We start from the raw sequence: 18,072 nt of genomic DNA, 5'->3' as shown, positions 1-18,072 counted from the left end.
TCACTACACCCCGCCGAAACTGCTGGCCAGGGTGCCGATAATCAGCGCCCAGCCGTCCACCAGCACAAACAGCATGATCTTGAACGGCAACGAAATAATCAGCGGCGACAGCATCATCATCCCCATGGCCATCAGCACGCTCGCCACCACCAGGTCGATGATCAGGAACGGGATAAAGATCATGAAGCCGATCTGGAACGCGGTTTTCAATTCGGAAGTGACGAAGGCCGGCACCAGGATGGTCAACGGCGCCTGATCCGGTGTGGCAATGTCGGTGCGCTTGGACAGGCGCATAAACAGCTCCAGGTCGCTGGAACGGGTTTGCGAGAGCATGAAGTCCTTGATCGGACCCTGGGCCTTGTCTATCGCGTCCTGAGCCGAGAGTTTCTCCGCCAGATAGGGCTGCAAGGCTTGCTGGTTCACCTTGTCGAACACCGGCGCCATGATGAACAAGGTCAAGAACAGCGCCATGCCGGTGAGGATCTGGTTCGACGGTGTCTGCTGCAGGCCCAGGGCCTGACGCAAAATCGAGAACACGATGATGATCCGCGTAAAGCTGGTCATCAGCATGACAAACGCCGGGATAAAACTCAGCGCAGTCATGATCAGCAAAATCTGCAGGCTGACCGAGTATTCCTGGGCGCCGGCCGCGTTGGTGCCCAGGGTGATCGCCGGGATCGACAACGGGTCGGCTGCCAACGCCAGCGGCGCGGCCAGCAACAGCATGAGCGTCAATAAAACGCGCATTACTTCTTATCCTTCTGATCCTTGCCCAGCAACTCCATCAGGCGCTGGGCGAATTCCGGCGTGGCGGTCTCGGTCCTGGTTGCTTCCACCGGCGTCTTGAGTACGTGCAACGGGGTGATGCGGCCGGGCGTGATACCCAGCAGGATTTGCTCTTCGCCCACCTGCACCAGCACCAGCCGATCACGCGGGCCGAGGGCGCGCGAGCCGATCATCTCGATCACCTGGGCATTGCCCGGCCCGATGCGCTGCACGCGGCGCATCAGCCAGGCGAGCACGAAGATCAGACCGACTACCAGCAACAATCCAAGCACCAGCTGGGTCAACTGGCCGCCGATACCACTGCTGACCACAGGTGCCGCAGCCGCCGCTTGGGCGACCGGCTCAGCCGCCAGGGCGCTCAATGGCAGCGCCAGAAACAGTCCCGCCATCGAATACTTCATCTCAGCGCAACTTCTTGATGCGTTCGCTTGGGCTGATCACGTCCGTCAGGCGGATGCCGAACTTCTCGTTGACCACCACCACCTCGCCATGGGCGATCAGGGTGCCGTTGACCAGCACGTCCAGCGGCTCACCGGCCAGGCGGTCGAGCTCGATCACCGAACCCTGGTTGAGTTGCAGCAGGTTGCGGATGTTGATTTCGGTGCTGCCGACTTCCATGGAGATCGACACCGGAATGTCGAGAATCACATCCAGGTTCGGGCCGTCGAGGGTCACCGGGTCGTTGTTTTTCGGCACGCTGCCGAATTCTTCCATCGGCAGGCGTTTGCCGGCCGGCGCCATGGCGGCGTCGGCGGCCAGCAGCGCGTCGATGTCGTCCTGGCCGACATCGCCGGTTTCTTCCAGGGCCGCAGCCCATTCGTCAGCCAGGGCCTGGTCTTCGGCGGAAGTGTTTTCGTGTTCGGTAGCCATTACATGTCCTCGGCGCAGCAAAAATTCATCGATAGAAGGGGCAGATCAGCGACGGTTGATCGGTTCGATCACTTGCAACGCCAGGTTGCCCTTGTGGGAACCGAGCTTGACCTTGAACGACGGCACGCCATTGGCGCGCATGATCAGCTCTTCCGGCAACTCCACGGGGATCACGTCCCCCGGTTGCATGTGCAAAATATCGCGCAAACGCAGCTGGCGACGGGCCACAGTGGCGCTCAAAGGCACGTCGACGTCCAGCAGGTCTTCGCGCAGGGCCTTGACCCAGCGTTCGTCCTGGTCGTCAAGGTCGGACTGGAAACCGGCGTCGAGCATTTCGCGCACCGGCTCGATCATCGAGTACGGCATGGTCACGTGCAGGTCGCCGCCACCACCATCAAGCTCGATGTGGAAGGTGGAGACCACAATGGCTTCGCTGGGGCCGACGATGTTGGCCATGGCTGGGTTCACTTCCGAGTTGATGTACTCGAAATTGACTTCCATGATCGCCTGCCAGGCTTCCTTCAAGTCGATGAAGGCTTGCTCCAGCACCATGCGCACCACACGCAATTCGGTAGGGGTGAATTCACGCCCTTCGATCTTGGCGTGGCGGCCGTCGCCGCCGAAGAAGTTGTCCACCAGCTTGAACACCAGCTTGGCGTCGAGGATGAACAGCGCGGTACCGCGCAACGGTTTGATCTTGACCAGGTTGAGGCTGGTGGGCACATACAGCGAATGCACGTACTCACCGAACTTCATCACCTGCACGCCGCCCACCGCTACGTCTGCCGAGCGGCGCAGCATGTTGAACATGCTGATACGGGTGTAACGGGCGAAACGCTCATTGATCATCTCCAGGGTCGGCATGCGCCCACGGACGATGCGATCCTGGCTGGTGAGGTCATAACTTTTGACGCTGCCGGGTTCGGCAGCCATTTCGGTCTGTACCAGACCATCGTCGACGCCATGCAACAGCGCGTCGATTTCATCCTGGGACAGCAGGTCTTGCACGGCCATGTCGTGATCCTACTGCAATACGAAGTTAGTGAAGAGCGCCTGCTCGACCACGACTTTGCCGAGCTCTTTCTGGGCCACTTCCTGCACGCTGGCAGTGACCTTCTGGCGCAGCATTTCCTGGCCGACCGGGGTGGCCAGGCTGTCGAAGCTCTGCCCGGAGAACAGCATCACCAGGTTGTTGCGGATCACCGGCATATGCACTTTAAGCGCATCCAGGTCCGCCTGGTTACGCGCCAGCAAGGTGATGCTCACCTGCAGGTAGCGTTGGCGACCGTTCTGATTGTAGTTGGCGACAAAGGCCGGCAGCATCGGCTCGAAGATTGCCGGTTGCTTGACGTTAGTGGCGGTTTCGGCGGCGGGAGCCGGTTTGCTCGCGCTGCTGTGCATGATGTACCACGTGCCGCCAATCGAGGCGCCAATGGCCAGGAGCAGGCCCAGCACAATCAGCAGGATCAGCTTGAGCTTGCCTTTGCCTGCGGGTGGGGTTGCTGCTGCGTCGTCACTCTTCGCCATGCCAATAATCCGTCACTATTCGGGGATTCATAGATCTACGGGAAGGCAAGAGCAAGTGTTATGCCAGAGTTGTCTGACTAACCGGGGAACGGCGAACACCCAAAATCAAATGTGGGAGCTGGCTTGCCTGCGATAGCGGTGGATCAGCTCACATCTCTGTGCCTGATACAGCGCCATCGCAGGCAAGCCAGCTCCCACATTGACCGCGTTTTTTGGCTCAAGTCAGGCGTAGTAATCGACGGCGCTGGAGCCGATCACGGTCTGGCTCACCGGCGCGACCGCCGCCGCCACTTCAGCAGCGTCACCCGCATCGCCGCCATCACCACGCCCACCACTGCCGCTTATGCCGCGGGCCTGATTCTGCTGCTGTTGCTCCTGGCCCTGACCCTGCCAGCCACGCGACTGGTCGGAGACGTTGACGTCGACCTGCCCCATGCCTTGCTGGGCAAACATCTCGCGCAAACGGCCGGACTGGCTTTCCAGCGCTTCACGTACCACGGCGTGGCCGCTCATGAAGTTGACCTGGGCTTGCTGGTCGGCGGTCATATTGACCTTGATATCCAGGCGCCCCAGTTCAGCCGGTTGCAACTGAATCTCCGCCGACTTGAGGTTGGCGCTGGACAGGTACATCACGCGGTTGACCACCTCTTCGGTCCAGCCGCTCTGGTGCATGGCCAATGGCGCATTGGCCACGGGCGGCAAGGCGTTCGCGGTTTTCGGCGTGGCAGCCTGGGTCAGCGCGGCCAGGCGGTTGGCGAAATCATCCACCCGCGTGTCGCTGCCGGCGTCTTTCAAATCCTTGAGGCCACCTTCGATCAGCCCACTGAAGGCCTTGTCGCCGCCCTGGTCAGTGCTGTCTTTGGTGGCTTGCTGGTCGACCATACTGGCAAGACCTGCGGCAAAGTTCTGCGCGGCGGTTGGCTGGTCCTGAGTGGAGGTCGGCGCGGCTTTCTGAGGCGTCTGGCTGCTGGCCGACACATGGCCGCCCTGCTCCATGGCCAAGCGCACGGCCGGCATCGAATCCAGCGGATCGGCTTCGGGGTCGAAGGCCGGTTGCTTGGCGTCATCGGTGCCTGCAAGCGGCGCCGCGACCACCGGCTGGGCCGTGTCGTCATGGGTGGCTACCGGCGCGGGCGTTGGCACCGGAACAGGCACTGGCGTAACAACGGCGACCAATGCCGGGTCGACCACCGGATCAGCCGGGGGCTGCTGCGCCAGGGCCGGGTCGGCGGACTTGTCGTCATCACTGCTGGCGCTGTCGTCGGCCTTGGCCGGCTTGGCAGGCAAGGGATTGCCGCTATCGGCAACCGCTGGCGTACTGGCGGCAGGCTTGTCGTTGCTGGCAACCGGCTTGGTATTGGCGTCCGCAGGCTTGTCACGCGAGATTTTGACCGGAGTGTCATTGGTCTTCAGCGTGGGCTTGGGGCTTTGGTTGGCAAACACTTGAGCGAAACCAGGGCCCTTGTCCCGTGGGTCCGCGGCCGCTACAGGCGGTGTGGCGGCCGGCGCTTGAGGCTTGGCCGCGGGGGCAGCCTGAAGGAGCGAATTGGGGGCGACTGGCATAGGTAAAGGTCTCCACTGCACTGGGGGTCGGGGATGCAGTATTGGGAGGTAGAGCAAGAGTTGGGCCAGGTTTGGTTTTTTGACGGTAGATCCATTGTGCTCTGTGGGAGCTGGCTTGCCTGCGATGCAGACACCTCGGTGTATCAGGCAAAACCAGTCGATGCCATCGCAGGCAAGCCAGCTCCCACATTTGGCCGAGACCGGCTTGGCGACTCAATTCAAAGCTGAAAGCGCTGCCTTTCCGACTCATACAGCGGCCGCACCAACGCAAACTCATGATCAATCTGATCAACCAGCGCACCCAAGTCCGCCGACAACTCGACGGACTCCACCTCCAGCCGCTGACACAACTGCGCCAACCGCACCGCCCCAAGGTTGCCACTGCTGCCCTTGAAGCTATGGGCAATCCGGCCCAACGCCTTGGCGTCACCACGCGACTTGCGCAACGCATCGATACGCTTTTGCGAATCGTCCAGAAAGGTATCCAGCAATTTCGGATATTCGCTTTCCATCACTTCCTGCAGGCCCGTCAGCACATCAGGGTCCAGATGAATCTCAAGCACTTGTTCGCTCCTTGATCAAGAATCGGCGGATTATGCCAGAGCCCCCCAGCAAAACTCCACGCACACACTGCGCCCGCCATCGGTCCAGCGTACATCGCTGCTCAGTTGCCGTACCAGGCTCAGCCCCCGGCCAGACAAACGGTCGATATCCAGCGGCCGCGCCAGCACCTGTTCCACGTCAAACCCTGGGCCACTGTCTTCGATGCGCAGCGTCATTTTGCCGCCCGTGGCAGTCGGCAACACCTGCACATGTACCCGCACGTAACCGCTGTTCAACTGCGTCAGGCGCTCGTTGCGCTGGCGGTAATACTCGGAAAATCCTTGGGCATCGCGCTTGAGTCGCGAATCCAGGCCCAGCACGCCATGCTCCAGCGCATTGGAATACAACTCGGCCATCACGCTGTACAGCGCGCCGCTTTGCCCACGCAGGCCATGAATCTCCAGCAGCAATTGCAACAGGTACGGCAACGGGTTGTAGCTTTTGAGCGTTCGCGCACGAAACTCGAAGCTCACCGACCAATCCAACGGGCACGACTGGCCACTGTCGGCATACAGCGGCTCAGCCGCCCGCGACGGCTGGCCAGGCTGCAAGGTGATCTCCACCATGCTGACATCATCGCGCGCCTCACCCCGGAACGCCGCCAGGGCCTGCTCAATCTCCTCAAACAAGCGGTCGGGCTTGCGATTGCTGGCAAATACCTGCTGCAAACGCGCCGCGCCAAATAACTGTTCACTGGCGTTGGCGGTATCCAGCACCCCATCGGACAACAAGAACACCCGGTCGCCCAAGGCCATGGGCCAGACTTCGGTACTGTCATCAAACGCCTGTGCCGAAAGCACACCCAGCGGCAGGTGCCGGGATAACAAAGGCGTACGCTTGCCGGTGGCGATCTCATGCACATAGCCGTCGGGCATGCCGCCGTTCCATACCTCCACCACGCGCCGCTGGGTACTCAGGCACACCAGCGTGGCGCAGCAGAACATGTCCACCGGCAAGATGCGCTTGAGCTTGGCATTCATCTCGCGCAGGGTCTGCGCCAGGCCGTAACCCTTGGCGGTCATGCCGTAGAAGACTTCCGCCAGCGGCATGGCGCCCACTGCGGCCGGCAGGCCATGGCCGGTGAAGTCACCGAGCAGCACATGCATGTCGCCGGACGGCGTGTACGCCGCCAACAACAGGTCGCCGTTGAACAGCGCATAGGGCGATTGCAGGTAACGAATGTTCGGCGCCGCATTGATGCAACCCGAATGCGCTACCTTGTCGAACACCGCCTTGGCCGCGCGTTGCTCATGCAACAGGTAATCGTGGTGCCGGGCGATCTGGTCGCGCTGGCGCAGCACCGTGGCCTGCAGGCGCCGCAGACGGTCCATGGCATTGATCTTGGCGGCCAGGATCAGCGGGTTGTAGGGTTTGGGCAGGAAATCATCGCCACCGGCATCCAGGCATTGGGCCAGGGCTTCGCTTTCGCGCAGCGAGGTGAGGAAGATGATCGGCACCAGCGCCTCACCCGCCAACTGTTTGATCCGCCGCGCCGCTTCAAAACCGTCCATCACCGGCATAAGGGCGTCCATCAACACCAGTTGCGGGCGCTCGCGGGTAAACACCTCGACGGCTTGCGCGCCATTGGTGGCGGTGAGCACCTGGTGGCCCTGACGCCGAATGATGGTCGACAGCAACAATAAATCGGCGGCGCTGTCTTCGGCGATCAGGATCGTCAGTGGTTCAAGGACCGGGGCCAAGGTGCTCAACTGATGTCGAACAGTTTGTCGAAGTTGGAGATGCCGAGGATCTTGCGCACATCGGAGTTGCTGTTGATGACCTGCACTTCGGCCTCATCGCCACCGGCATGGTCCCGCAGCAGCAGGAGCATGCCGAGCGCCGAGCTGTCCAGATAGGTGGCTTCTTTCAGATCTACCACGTAGATGTCGGGCACCTTGTAGAACCGCTCGTAGGCATCGCGAAAGGTCTGGTGGCTTCCGAAATCGAATCGGCCTCTTACTTTAATCGTCAACTTCGTCCCATCCAGGGATACTTCTGACTCGACTGACATGTGACTGCTTCCTTGTCATTGGCAATGTGCAACAAGGTTTAGCAGCTGAACCGGATCTGGGCAACACCGAGCACTCAATGTGGGAGCTGGCTTGCCTGCGATGCAGGCGACGAGGTGTATCAGTGATACAGCGGTGATGCTATCGCAGGCAAGCCAGCTCCCACCTAAGCCAGCACCCACACAGCCCGGCTCCCACAGTAGGCAAGTGGAAACTGTTAGTACTGTGACTGGCGGGGAAGGCGTTGTGACAGCTCATCGAGCAGCTTCTGCTCACGCTTGTCCTCAATCGCCCGCGCTTCGTCGATATAACGCTGCACCAGCTTGCGCAAGCCTTCAACGCGGGCAAACGCCGCCTGCCAACTTTCACGGGCTTTATCAAGATTGTTCTGGTGCCAGGCCAGGCTCTGGCGCTGCTGGCCCACAGCGGTTTCCAACTGGTTAAGAAAGCCCTGGTAGCCCATCAACCACTGTCCGGACACACCCTTGCTGCCACGCTCGATCCACTGCTGCTGGTATTCGCCGCGAAAGCGCTCCAGGTCGCCCAGCTTGCTTTCCGCCAGGCGCACCTGCCCCTGGAAGTAACCCAGGCGTTGCACGGCGGTTTTTTCGGCCTTTTCGGCCATGTCCACCACTGGGGCCAGGCGTGAAGAACGGGTGCTGGCCATGGCTTAACCGCCCGGCGCCGGAGCGAAGATCGAGCCCAGGTGAGCTTCGCTTTCGCCCATGCTGATCTTGTCGTTGAGCCCCTGGCGCAGGTAGCTCACCAGTTGCGGTTGCAGCGCGATGGCCAGGTCGGTTTCGCGATCACCACCGGCCACGTAGGCGCCGACGCTGATCAGGTCGCGGCTCTGCTGGTAGCGCGACCACAGTTGTTTGAAGTGCTGCGCACGCGCCATGTGCTCGGGCGTGACCACCGCCGGCATCACCCGGCTGATCGAAGCTTCGATGTCGATGGCCGGGTAGTGCCCTTCCTCGGCCAGGCGCCGCGACAGCACGATGTGGCCATCGAGCACGCCCCGCGCCGAGTCGGCAATCGGGTCTTGCTGGTCATCGCCTTCGGACAACACGGTGTAGAACGCGGTGATCGAACCACCACCGGCCTCGGCATTACCGGCGCGCTCCACCAGCTTGGGCAGCTTGGCGAACACTGAAGGCGGGTAGCCTTTGGTGGCGGGCGGTTCGCCGATGGCCAAGGCGATTTCCCGCTGGGCCTGGGCGAAACGTGTGAGCGAGTCCATCAGCAACAGGACATTCTTGCCCTTGTCGCGAAAATATTCGGCGATACGCGTGCAGTACATGGCGGCGCGCAGGCGCATCAGCGGCGCATCGTCCGCAGGCGACGCGACTACCACCGAGCGTTTGAGGCCTTCTTCACCGAGGCTGTGCTCGATGAACTCTTTCACTTCACGGCCGCGCTCGCCGATCAGCCCGACCACAATAATGTCGGCCTCGGTAAAACGCGTCATCATGCCCAGCAACACCGACTTACCCACGCCCGTACCGGCAAACAGGCCCAGACGCTGGCCGCGACCGACCGTCAATAAACCGTTGATGCTGCGTATGCCCACGTCCAGCGGCACACTAATGGGGTTGCGGTTGAGCGGGTTGATGGTCGGGCCGTCCATCGGCACCCAGTCTTCGGCCTTCATGCCGCCCTTGCCGTCGAGTGCGCGGCCGGCGCCATCGAGCACGCGGCCGAGCATGCTCATGCCCATCGGCAGGCGGCCGGTGTCGGCCAACGGCACCACGCGGGCGCCAGGGGCGATGCCCGCCAGGCTGCCGACCGGCATGAGGAAAATCTTGCTGCCGGAAAAGCCCATCACCTCGGCTTCGACCTGCACCGGGTGGTAGCTGTCGTCGTTGATCACCAGGCAGCGGCTGCCCATGGCGGCGCGCAGGCCTTCGGCTTCGAGGGTCAGGCCGACCATGCGCAGCAGGCGCCCTTCGAGGATCGGCTGGCCGGGCAACTCCGTGGCCTCGGCGTAGCCACCCAGGCGCTTGGCGAAGCTGGTGCGATCAAGGCGCATCGGTGGCGTCCAGATCAACGCTCAGGTCAGGTTCGGCGGGGTTCAACACCTGCTCATGCACCTGATCCAACAGCTTGGCCATGATCTGGCTGATGCGGGTTTCCACCGTGGCATCGATGCGGCTGTGTTCGGTTTCCACGCGGCAACCACCGGGCAACAACGCCGCGTCCTCGACGATGCGCCAGGTTTCTTCATGGCGCTCGCGCAGGGCTTTGACCTGTTCGAAATCCTGCGGGTTGATGTACAGGCGCACATTGCCCACGCCCAACGGCAGCAGCTTGAGGGCTTCGCGCATGACGCTTTCGATATGGCTGGAATCGAGCACCAGCTCGCGCTGGATGACTTGCCGGGCAATGTGCTCGACCAGGCCGACCATGGCTTTTTCGATCTGCGAGTCCTGCTCGGCAATCGGGTCGAACAGCGTACCCATCAGCCGCTCAAGGCTGGCGAGTTTGACGCCGAGCGCCTCTTCGGCTTCCTGGCGTACTTTGAGGGTAGTGCTGCGAAAGCCGTCTTTTTCGCCGGCCGCAAAGCCTTCGTTGTAGGCTTCCTGGCGGATGGCTTCCAACTCTTCAAGGGTCAGTGGCTGGACTTCATCCAGTGGCACTTCTTCCATCTCTACCGGCGTTTCAACCAACGGCTCGGGCTCAGGTTCCGGCACATGTGGATCGAAGCTGGGCAGCGACCAGATGTCGAACCCGCCGACATCCCGCGCGCGAATCAGATCGCTGGGCGTCTCATCTTTGTTCGACATGGGACGCGCCTTAGATCATTTCTTCGCCGCCCTTCCCACCGAGAACGATTTCTCCGGCTTCGGCCATACGGCGGGCAATGGTGAGGATTTCTTTCTGCGCGGTTTCGACGTCGCTGACGCGCACCGGGCCTTTGGCTTCGAGGTCGTCGCGCAACAGTTCGGACGCACGCTTGGACATGTTCTTGAAAATCTTCTCTTTGACGTTTTCGTCCGAGCCTTTGAGGGCCAGCACCAGCACGTCGGAGGAGACTTCGCGCAGCAACGCCTGGATGCCACGGTCATCGACATCGGAGAGGTTGTTGAACACGAACATGAGGTCTTCGATCTGGCCGGACAGGGTGTCGTCGATCTCGCGGATCGAGTCCATCAACTGGCCTTCGACCGAGCTGTCGAGGAAGTTCATGATGTCGGCCGCACGCTTGATGCCGCCCAAGGTGGTGCGCGAAGCGTTCGAGTTGCCAGAGAACTGCTTCTCCAGAATCGTGTTGAGTTCTTTCAGGGCTGCCGGCTGCACGGTGTTCAGCGACGACACGCGCAGAATGATATCCAGGCGTACTTTATGGTCGAAGTGGCCGAGCACTTCACCGGCCTGGTCCGGGTCGAGGTAAGCGACGACGATGGCCTGGATCTGCGGGTGCTCGTAGCGGATCACGTCGGCCACCGCGCGCGGCTCCATCCACTTGAGGCTGTCCAGGCCACTGGTGTTGCCACCCAGCAGGATGCGGTCGATCAGGCCGTTGGCCTTGTCTTCGCCAAGTGCCGAGGTGAGCATCTTGCGGATATAGCTGTCGGAGCCGACGCCCAGGCTGGTCTGGTCGCCGACGATCTCGACGAACTCACTCATCACCTGCTCGACTTGCTCGCGGTGCACATTGCGCATCTGCGCCATGGCCACGCCCACGCGCTGGACCTCTTTAGGCCCCATGTGGCGCAGCACTTGGGCAGCGTCGGTTTCACCCAGGGACAGCAACAGGACTGCGGCTTTGTCGACCTTGGTGAGCTTGGCAACAGCGGCTCGATTATCACTCATCTGCGTTGATCCACTCTTTCACGACCTGGGCCACACGGCCCGGGTCTTCTGCTACCAGACTCTTGATTGCGTTCAGCTGAGCGTCATAGCCTTCGCTCGGGCTTGGCAACAGGATGCTTTGCGGGCCGCCGAGGCTGACGCGGTCGTTGGCCAGTTCGCCGTCCAGGCCGCCCATGCCACCCAACTCGACGTCGCCACCGGCCAAGGCCAGCTGTTTCTTGCCGTTGCCGGTGATGTTGTTGAGCACCGGACGCAGCACGCCGAACACCAGCACCAGAATGAACAACACACCCAGCACTTGTTTAACGATGTCCCAGAACCACGGCTGCGTGTAGAACGCAGGGTCGGCGATCACTTCGGCGCGCTCGGCGGAGAACGGCATGTTGATCACGCTGACGCTGTCACCCCGGCTGGCGTCGAAGCCGACGGCGTCCTGCACCAGGCGCGTGAAACGGGCCAACTCATCAGTGCTCCAAGGCGCACGGGTGACGGCGCCGTCAGCCGGGTTGACCTTGACCTGATCATCGACCACTACCGACACCGACAGGCGATTGATCTTGCCCTGCTGCTGCTTGGTGTGGCTGATGGAACGGTCGAGTTCGAAGTTCTTGGTCGACTGGTTACGCTTGTCCGCCGGGTACGGCGCGAGCATCGGCTGGCCGGTGGCCGGGTCCATGATCTGCTGGCCGTTGGCGTCCAACAATGGCTGCCCAGGCTGGATCGCGCCAGCCGTAGCGGCCGCGCCACCGGTGGTTTGTGGTGCAGTCGCCGGAGCCGGTGGCTGGTTGCTCAGGGCACCCGGCACACCTTGCGGGCCATTGCTGGCGGTGCGTTGTTCGCTGGTGGACTGCTCGCTGCGCAGCGCCGGTTGGTCGGGGTTGAACTGTTCGGAGGTCGACTCGACCGCGCTGAAATCCACGTCGGCGGACACTTCAGCCTTGTAGCGATCGTTGCCCAACACCGGTTGCAGGATGTTGTGCACGCGTTGGGTCAGCATGCTTTCCATGCGACGGCTGTAGTCGAACTGCTTGCCGGCCTGGGTCAGCGCGGAGTTCTCGGCCTGGTCAGACAGCAGGTTGCCCTTCTGGTCGACCACGGTGATTTGCGACTTGCTCAATTCGGGAACGCTGGTGGCCACCAGGTTGATGATCGCCAGTACCTGGCCAGGCTCCAGGGAGCGGCCGGAAAACAGTTCAACCAATACCGAGGCACTGGGCTTGCGTTCGTCACGCACGAACACCGAGCTTTTCGGGATCGCCAGGTGCACGCGGGCGCCCTTGACGTTGTTCAGGCTGCTGATGGTGCGCGCCAGCTCGCCTTCCAGGCCACGACGGTAGCGGGTGGCCTCCATGAACTGGCTGGTGCCCAGGCCCTGGTCCTTGTCGAGGATTTCAAAACCGATATTGCTGTCGGACGGCGTTACGCCGGCCGCAGCCAGCTTCATGCGCGCACGGGCCACGTCATCAGCCTTGACCAGCAAGGCGCCGGAGTTGGGCTCCACGGTGTAGGCGATGTCGGCGGCGGCCAGGGTTTCCATGATCTGCTTGGAATCCATGCCGGCCAGGCTGCCGTACAGCGGGCGGTAATCAGGTTGTTGCGACCACAACACCACGGCAAAACCAATCGCCACACTGGCGGCCAGGCCGACCATCAGGCCCACCTGACGCAGCATGGTCATTTCCGAGAGGTTTTCCAGGAACGACAGGCCAAACAGCGGCGGCTTGCCGTCTGCCTTGGCGGGTACGTTGTCGGAGACTGCTTCTGCCATGACTTAAATCTCGTCCTTAAACCGGCATCTGCATGATGTCTTGATAAGCCTGAACCAGCTTGTTACGCACTTGGGTCAAGGCTTGAAAGGAAACGCTGGCCTTTTGCGAGGCGACCATCACATCGGTGAGGTCCACGCCGCTCTTGCCGATCTCGAAGGCGGTGGCCAACTGATTGGAGGCTTGCTGGGTGTCGCTGACTTTGTTGATTGCCTGACCGAGCATGTCGGCAAAACTGCTTTGGCCCAATTCCGGCGCTGGCGCGACGGATTTCGGTTGAGCCATGGCATCCATTTGCATGGAGCGCATATCCAACATCAACCGATTGAACTCAATACCCTGGCTCATGACCTTCTCTCTCCGACGACCCGCAATTTTTTGACACTACGCAGCGGTTACTACGGGTGGTAGCAACAAGGGTGCCAGCTCCGTGGCAATTCGTAAGAAAAGGCGACAAACCCTGTCAGCCCAAGAATTTTTCACGTGGCGAAAAGGTAGGCTTCCACGTCCATCCCGGCGTCGCGCATCTGTGCCAGCTTGTAGCGCAGGGTGCGCGGGCTGATGCCCAGGCGCTCAGCGGCCTCTTTGCGGCGGCCGCGCTCGGCACGCAAGGTGTCGATGATCATCTGGAATTCGCGGCGGCGCAGGTCGTCGCCCAGGGCACCGCCGGACTCGGTTTCGGCAGCCGCCACAGGTGCGGGCGCCAGGCTCGGCAACGGCGCGCTGCCATTGCCCATGGCCAGGCAGAAGTCTTGCGGCTGGATCAAGCCGCCCTGCTGCAAAATCAGCGCGCGCTGGATGGCGTTGTCCAATTCGCGCACGTTGCCGGGCCATGGGTAGCTGATCAGGCAAGCCTGGGCCTCAGCCGACAACCGCGCCTGGGCGTGCTTCATTTTTTTGACGTGGTTGTTCAGCAGGCGCTCGGCCAGCGGGATGATATCCGCCGGGCGCTCGCGCAACGGGCGCCAGGCCAGCGGGAATACGGATAGCCGGTAGAACAGGTCTTCACGAAAGCGCCCCGCCGCCACTTCGCCCGCGAGGTCGCGGTTGGTGGTGGCAACCACGCGGATATCCAGCTGGATCGGCTTGCGTGCGCCCACACGCTCAACCTCACGCTCCTGCAACACCCGCAGCAGCTTGGCTTGCAGGCCCAGGGGCATTTCCGAGATTTCGTCGAGCAGGATGGTGCCGCCGTCGGCCTGTTCGAACTTGCCGGCCTGGGCCGCGATGGCGCCGGTGAACGAGCCTTTTTCATGGCCGAACAAGGTGGCTTCAAGCATGTTGTCGGGGATGGCCGCGCAGTTGATCGCGATAAAGGGTTGTTTGGCGCGGCTCGATTGCTGGTGGATATACCGCGCCAGCACTTCTTTACCGGTGCCGGACTCGCCGGAGATCAGCACGGTGGAATCGCTACGCGCCACACGCGCTGCCAGTTCCAGCAACTGTGCGCTGGCCGGCTCAAAGGCAATCGGGCCTTCGCCGTCGGCATTCGAAACAACGCCGAGTGCATGCCGGGCAACCAGTTCGATCAGGGCTTTAGGCTCAAAGGGTTTGACCAGGTAATCCGCCGCGCCCTGGCGCATGGCGTCCACCGCCCGCTCCACGGCGCCATGGGCGGTCATCAGCAGCACCGGCAACTGCGGCTGGCGCGCGCGCAGCAGGCCGAGCAACTGGTGGCCGTCCATGCCGGGCATGTTGACGTCACTGACCACCAGGCTGAAAGATTCCTGCTCAACCGCCTCCAAGGCTTCCTCGGCAGAACCGACCGCCCGGTAGTCATGGCCCGCCAACAGCAGCGTGTCAGCCAATGCTTCACGCAGGGCGCGATCGTCTTCGACCAATAAAACCTTGATAGCCATAGTCCTTTTACTCCGCGCTTGCCGTGCTGGAAAACAGCGGCAAGGTCATCAATGCACAGGTGCCACGCCCCAACCGGGAGTGCAGCTGCAATTCTCCCTGATGCGCGCGTGCCACGGCCTTGACCACGGTCAGGCCGAGGCCAGTGCCGTTGGTCTTGGTGGTAAAAAACGGTTCGCCCAAGCGTTGCAGCACACACGGCTCAATGCCGCTGCCGCTGTCGCTGATACACAGGCGCAGGGTTTGCTCGCGGGTGTACAGGTGCACCTTGAGCCGCGCCCCGGGCAGGCTTGCCTGGGTGGCGTTTTCGATCAGGTTGAGCAAAGCGCCGACCAGGGTGTCGCGGTTGCACAGCAACTCGCCCTGGTGGCTGTCGCACTGCCAACGCACCTGGGCGTCCTGGATATGGGTGGCCGCCGCCGCTTGCAGCGACTGCATCAACATAGCCGGCGTAACGCGGTCGGTCAGCGGCAATTCGCCGCGGGCAAACACCAGCATGTCGCGCACCTGGTGCTCCAACTCATGCAGGCGCTCTTTAAGGCGGCCAGCAAAACGTTGGTGGGTGGCGGCCGGCAATTGCTCATCAGTCAAATGACTGGCGTAGATCAGCGCCGCCGACAACGGCGTGCGGATCTGATGCGCCAAAGAAGCAACCATCCGCCCCAACGACGACAAGCGCTCATGGCGCGCCAGTTGGTCTTGCAGGTGACGGGTTTCCGTCAGGTCGTTGAGCAGCACCAGTTGGCCAGGCTCGGCGTCCAGGGAACGGGTGGCGATGGACAGACGGCGGCCGTCCTTGAGGGAGATTTCGTGGCCGTCGTCTTCACGGGGGGCGAAGCAACGGGCGATGACTTCCCGCCATAACTCGCCTTCCAGCGGCAGGCCGAGCATGTCGACGGCAGCCGGGTTGGCTTCACGCACGCGGCCCTGATCATCAATGACGATCACGCCACCGGGCAGCAGCGACAGCAGGTTTTGCAGACGGTTGGCCAGGCGCTCTTTCTCGGCCAGCTCTTGCATGCGCTGGGCACTGACCACCGCCAGTTCGCCTTTAAGCTCGGAAACCCGCGCCTCCAGCAAGCTGTAAGAGTCAGTCAGTTGGCTCGACATCTGGCTGAACTGCGAGAACGCCTGCTCAAGACCCTGCCGGGTAAGCGGCTCTGCAGACGGAACGAGCCCCGGGATAGCAGGGGCTGTAGAAAGTTGGGCGGCGTGGGGCATCATGCTCTCTCGCTTGGCTGACCGTCAGTTAAACGGAACGTTGCGAGGGCTATAGCAATACCCGTGCCGAAAAAAAACTACTGATATTTCAGTAGCTTAAAAAACAGGCGTCAATCATCCGCCTGTTCATCACCTTCCCGGCGGCTCATACCGTACTTGCGCATCTTCTCAACCAAGGTGGTTCGACGGATACGCAAGCGCTCGGCGGCACGGGCGACAATGCCGTTGGCATCGTCCAGCGCCTGCTGGATCAGGCCTTGTTCGAGGCTACCGAGGTAGTCCTTCAAGTCCAGGCCTTCGGGCGGCAGCATGGCGGTGGAGCCGAAGTCCGGCGTGTGGCCGTTGATGGCCACGCGCTCTTCGAGGTCGGTGCGCAGGCTGTCGACCAGTTGCTCGTCTTCGTCGTCGACGTAGCGAAATTTCTTCGGCAACTCGACCACGCCGATCACACCGTAGGGGTGCATGATCGCCATGCGCTCCACCAGGTTGGCCAGCTCACGCACGTTGCCCGGCCAGCCGTGGCGGCACAGGGACATGATCGCGGCGGAGTTGAAGCGAATCGAACCGCGCTTTTCGTGCTCCATGCGCGAGATCAACTCGTTCATCAGCAACGGGATGTCTTCCACGCGTTCGCGCAGCGGGGCCATCTCGATGGGGAATACGTTGAGGCGGTAGTACAGGTCTTCGCGGAAGCTGCCGACCTCGATCATGCTTTCGAGGTTTTTGTGGGTGGCCGCGATGATGCGCACGTCGACGCTCTGGGTCTTGTTGCTGCCCACGCGCTCGAAGGTGCGTTCCTGCAACACGCGCAACAGCTTGACCTGCATCGGCAGCGGCATGTCGCCGATTTCGTCGAGGAACAAGGTGCCGCCGTTGGCTAGCTCAAAACGCCCGGCACGGCTGGTGATCGCCCCGGTAAAGGCGCCCTTCTCGTGGCCGAACAGTTCGCTTTCGAGCAGCTCTGCCGGGATCGCCCCGCAGTTGACCGGCACGAAAGGCCCGTCGCGGCGCTTGGAGTGGTAGTGCAGGTTGCGGGCGACCACTTCCTTGCCGGTGCCGGATTCGCCAAGGATCAGCACGCTGGCGTCGGTGTCAGCGACTTGCTGCATCATCTGGCGCACGTGCTGGATCGCACGGCTGGTGCCGACGAGGCTGCGGAACAGGTTGGGTTCACGGTGACGGCCGCGCTCGCGGGCCTGGTCGTACATCTCGCGATAGACCTGGGCACGGTGCAGCGAATCGAGCAATTTGCTGTAGCTGGGCGGCATTTCCAGGGTTGAAAGCACGCGGCGGCGCTGGTCTTCCGGCAGGTCCACGGAAGAAATATCGCCCATCAGCAACACCGGAAGGAACTCATCCCAGGTCGACAGTGTCTTTAACAGGCCCAAAATGGCGCCAGGAGCATTTACCGTCCCGATCAGCACACAGATAACTTCACGGCTCGACGACAAAGAGCTGACCGCCTGCTGCCAGTCATGGCTGCCGCAGGGTAAATTTTCTTCACCGAGAAAATTTAAAATCACCGCTAAATCGCGGCGGCGGACGCTATCGTCATCAATCAGCAGAATTTTGGTTTCACGCCACATGCAATAGCAACTTCCCTAGTAAAACTTCCTGCCCCAGAGTGAGGGCAATCGAGACGCCTGTAGGACTTCATACCTTACTGACGCCTGAAATCTGAAAACAGCACTAGTTAAGTCAAAAATACGAGCACAGTCAAATATATGACGCGCTGTTCGGATTAACTGAGCCAGTTCAGCCGAACAGATGGTAAACCTTTGACGCACTTTGCGCGCGGTTGATCTGCGACATCTCTTCGAAAATCGCCTGGCGCTCGCCGGTCGTCACTTCCAGCAACTGCTGATACACCGCCAGCAGGCTTTCCAGCTTTTCCCGCAGTGCATCCTCGTCCACCGGCGCTTCGCTGAGCACTTCATCGATGACGTTGCGGCAGCCCATATCCAGTTCACCAATGGCGTCCCAGTTGCGCTCCGCCAACGCGCCGATCAGCGCTTCACGGGTTTCATCAATGCGTTGCAGTGCGTGGCTCATGACGT

At 61.6% G+C, this 18,072-nt stretch carries 19 protein-coding genes; all 19 read right to left on the bottom strand.

Going from position 1 to position 18,072, the window contains the following annotated elements:
- Positions 1-3 precede the first annotated feature (3 nt).
- Positions 4-747: a flagellar type III secretion system pore protein FliP gene (gene fliP, locus HBO23_RS29160; protein WP_056859761.1), complete on the bottom strand. Its 744-nt coding sequence runs from the start codon at positions 745-747 to the stop codon at positions 4-6.
- Positions 747-1,187, bottom strand: a complete 441-nt coding sequence (gene fliO / locus HBO23_RS29155; RefSeq protein WP_170040638.1) for a flagellar biosynthetic protein FliO — start codon at positions 1,185-1,187, stop codon at positions 747-749. Before fliO ends, fliP begins: the two co-directional genes overlap by 1 nt.
- Before the next feature lies 1 nt (position 1,188).
- On the bottom strand, positions 1,189-1,656 hold the full coding sequence (gene fliN / locus HBO23_RS29150; RefSeq protein WP_017134946.1) for a flagellar motor switch protein FliN: 468 nt from the start codon (positions 1,654-1,656) through the stop codon (positions 1,189-1,191).
- A gap of 45 nt (positions 1,657-1,701) precedes the next feature.
- Entirely contained in the window at positions 1,702-2,670 is a 969-nt protein-coding gene (fliM, locus tag HBO23_RS29145) for a flagellar motor switch protein FliM (RefSeq protein WP_010166091.1), read from the bottom strand.
- A gap of 9 nt (positions 2,671-2,679) precedes the next feature.
- Positions 2,680-3,183 carry a flagellar basal body-associated protein FliL gene (gene fliL / locus HBO23_RS29140; protein WP_017134945.1) on the bottom strand — a complete coding sequence of 168 codons (504 nt, stop codon included), beginning with the start codon at positions 3,181-3,183 and terminating at the stop codon, positions 2,680-2,682.
- A gap of 222 nt (positions 3,184-3,405) precedes the next feature.
- Positions 3,406-4,746, bottom strand: a complete 1,341-nt coding sequence (locus HBO23_RS29135; protein WP_170040637.1) for a flagellar hook-length control protein FliK — start codon at positions 4,744-4,746, stop codon at positions 3,406-3,408.
- Between the two features lie 218 nt (positions 4,747-4,964).
- Positions 4,965-5,309 carry an Hpt domain-containing protein gene (locus HBO23_RS29130; protein ID WP_099548879.1) on the bottom strand — a complete coding sequence of 115 codons (345 nt, stop codon included), beginning with the start codon at positions 5,307-5,309 and terminating at the stop codon, positions 4,965-4,967.
- A 30-nt stretch (positions 5,310-5,339) separates the two neighbouring features.
- A complete protein-coding gene (locus tag HBO23_RS29125; protein ID WP_170040636.1) occupies positions 5,340-7,058 on the bottom strand; it encodes a fused response regulator/phosphatase in 1,719 nt (572 codons plus the stop codon).
- A complete protein-coding gene (locus HBO23_RS29120) occupies positions 7,055-7,360 on the bottom strand; it encodes an STAS domain-containing protein (RefSeq protein WP_017134941.1) in 306 nt (101 codons plus the stop codon). Before HBO23_RS29120 ends, HBO23_RS29125 begins: the two co-directional genes overlap by 4 nt.
- A gap of 215 nt (positions 7,361-7,575) precedes the next feature.
- Positions 7,576-8,025, bottom strand: a complete 450-nt coding sequence (gene fliJ / locus HBO23_RS29115; RefSeq protein WP_016972024.1) for a flagellar export protein FliJ — start codon at positions 8,023-8,025, stop codon at positions 7,576-7,578.
- A 3-nt stretch (positions 8,026-8,028) separates the two neighbouring features.
- Complete coding sequence (fliI, locus tag HBO23_RS29110) at positions 8,029-9,387, bottom strand: flagellar protein export ATPase FliI (RefSeq protein WP_017134940.1); 1,359 nt, start codon at positions 9,385-9,387, stop codon at positions 8,029-8,031.
- Complete coding sequence (gene fliH, locus HBO23_RS29105) at positions 9,377-10,141, bottom strand: flagellar assembly protein FliH (protein WP_170040635.1); 765 nt, start codon at positions 10,139-10,141, stop codon at positions 9,377-9,379. The genes fliI and fliH overlap by 11 nt, the downstream gene beginning before the upstream one ends.
- A gap of 10 nt (positions 10,142-10,151) precedes the next feature.
- Positions 10,152-11,171: a flagellar motor switch protein FliG gene (gene fliG / locus HBO23_RS29100; RefSeq protein WP_010208743.1), complete on the bottom strand. Its 1,020-nt coding sequence runs from the start codon at positions 11,169-11,171 to the stop codon at positions 10,152-10,154.
- Positions 11,164-12,939: a flagellar basal-body MS-ring/collar protein FliF gene (fliF, locus tag HBO23_RS29095; protein WP_017134938.1), complete on the bottom strand. Its 1,776-nt coding sequence runs from the start codon at positions 12,937-12,939 to the stop codon at positions 11,164-11,166. Before fliF ends, fliG begins: the two co-directional genes overlap by 8 nt.
- Positions 12,940-12,955: 16 nt before the next feature.
- Positions 12,956-13,285 carry a flagellar hook-basal body complex protein FliE gene (gene fliE, locus HBO23_RS29090; RefSeq protein WP_016972029.1) on the bottom strand — a complete coding sequence of 110 codons (330 nt, stop codon included), beginning with the start codon at positions 13,283-13,285 and terminating at the stop codon, positions 12,956-12,958.
- A gap of 131 nt (positions 13,286-13,416) precedes the next feature.
- Positions 13,417-14,796: a sigma-54 dependent transcriptional regulator gene (locus HBO23_RS29085; protein ID WP_170040634.1), complete on the bottom strand. Its 1,380-nt coding sequence runs from the start codon at positions 14,794-14,796 to the stop codon at positions 13,417-13,419.
- Positions 14,797-14,803: 7 nt separating this feature from the next.
- Positions 14,804-16,015 (bottom strand): ATP-binding protein, encoded by a 1,212-nt coding sequence (locus HBO23_RS29080; RefSeq protein WP_099549001.1) that lies wholly within the window; start codon positions 16,013-16,015, stop codon positions 14,804-14,806.
- Between the two features lie 110 nt (positions 16,016-16,125).
- Positions 16,126-17,601 (bottom strand): sigma-54 dependent transcriptional regulator, encoded by a 1,476-nt coding sequence (locus tag HBO23_RS29075; protein ID WP_017134934.1) that lies wholly within the window; start codon positions 17,599-17,601, stop codon positions 16,126-16,128.
- A 169-nt stretch (positions 17,602-17,770) separates the two neighbouring features.
- Positions 17,771-18,067, bottom strand: a complete 297-nt coding sequence (gene fliT, locus HBO23_RS29070) for a flagellar protein FliT (protein ID WP_170040633.1) — start codon at positions 18,065-18,067, stop codon at positions 17,771-17,773.
- Positions 18,068-18,072: the final 5 nt, after the last annotated feature.

The sequence above is a fragment of the Pseudomonas sp. WS 5532 genome (genome assembly GCF_012985445.1).
Taxonomy (GTDB): domain Bacteria; phylum Pseudomonadota; class Gammaproteobacteria; order Pseudomonadales; family Pseudomonadaceae; genus Aquipseudomonas; species Aquipseudomonas edaphica.
This window is presented reverse-complemented; position numbering and strand designations above follow the sequence as displayed.

Coding starts and splice junctions, on each gene's coding strand:
- HBO23_RS29135 (WP_170040637.1), bottom strand. CDS start 4,746: ATGCCAGTCGCCCCCAATTCGCTCCTTCAGGCTGCCCCCGCGGCCAAG.
- fliL (WP_017134945.1), bottom strand. CDS start 3,183: ATGGCGAAGAGTGACGACGCAGCAGCAACCCCACCCGCAGGCAAAGGC.
- fliI (WP_017134940.1), bottom strand. CDS start 9,387: ATGCGCCTTGATCGCACCAGCTTCGCCAAGCGCCTGGGTGGCTACGCC.
- HBO23_RS29120 (WP_017134941.1), bottom strand. CDS start 7,360: ATGTCAGTCGAGTCAGAAGTATCCCTGGATGGGACGAAGTTGACGATT.
- fliP (WP_056859761.1), bottom strand. CDS start 747: ATGCGCGTTTTATTGACGCTCATGCTGTTGCTGGCCGCGCCGCTGGCG.
- HBO23_RS29075 (WP_017134934.1), bottom strand. CDS start 17,601: ATGTGGCGTGAAACCAAAATTCTGCTGATTGATGACGATAGCGTCCGC.
- fliN (WP_017134946.1), bottom strand. CDS start 1,656: ATGGCTACCGAACACGAAAACACTTCCGCCGAAGACCAGGCCCTGGCT.
- fliG (WP_010208743.1), bottom strand. CDS start 11,171: ATGAGTGATAATCGAGCCGCTGTTGCCAAGCTCACCAAGGTCGACAAA.
- fliO (WP_170040638.1), bottom strand. CDS start 1,187: ATGAAGTATTCGATGGCGGGACTGTTTCTGGCGCTGCCATTGAGCGCC.
- fliM (WP_010166091.1), bottom strand. CDS start 2,670: ATGGCCGTGCAAGACCTGCTGTCCCAGGATGAAATCGACGCGCTGTTG.
- fliE (WP_016972029.1), bottom strand. CDS start 13,285: ATGAGCCAGGGTATTGAGTTCAATCGGTTGATGTTGGATATGCGCTCC.
- fliJ (WP_016972024.1), bottom strand. CDS start 8,025: ATGGCCAGCACCCGTTCTTCACGCCTGGCCCCAGTGGTGGACATGGCC.
- fliT (WP_170040633.1), bottom strand. CDS start 18,067: ATGAGCCACGCACTGCAACGCATTGATGAAACCCGTGAAGCGCTGATC.
- fliF (WP_017134938.1), bottom strand. CDS start 12,939: ATGGCAGAAGCAGTCTCCGACAACGTACCCGCCAAGGCAGACGGCAAG.
- fliH (WP_170040635.1), bottom strand. CDS start 10,141: ATGTCGAACAAAGATGAGACGCCCAGCGATCTGATTCGCGCGCGGGAT.
- HBO23_RS29080 (WP_099549001.1), bottom strand. CDS start 16,015: ATGCCCCACGCCGCCCAACTTTCTACAGCCCCTGCTATCCCGGGGCTC.
- HBO23_RS29085 (WP_170040634.1), bottom strand. CDS start 14,796: ATGGCTATCAAGGTTTTATTGGTCGAAGACGATCGCGCCCTGCGTGAA.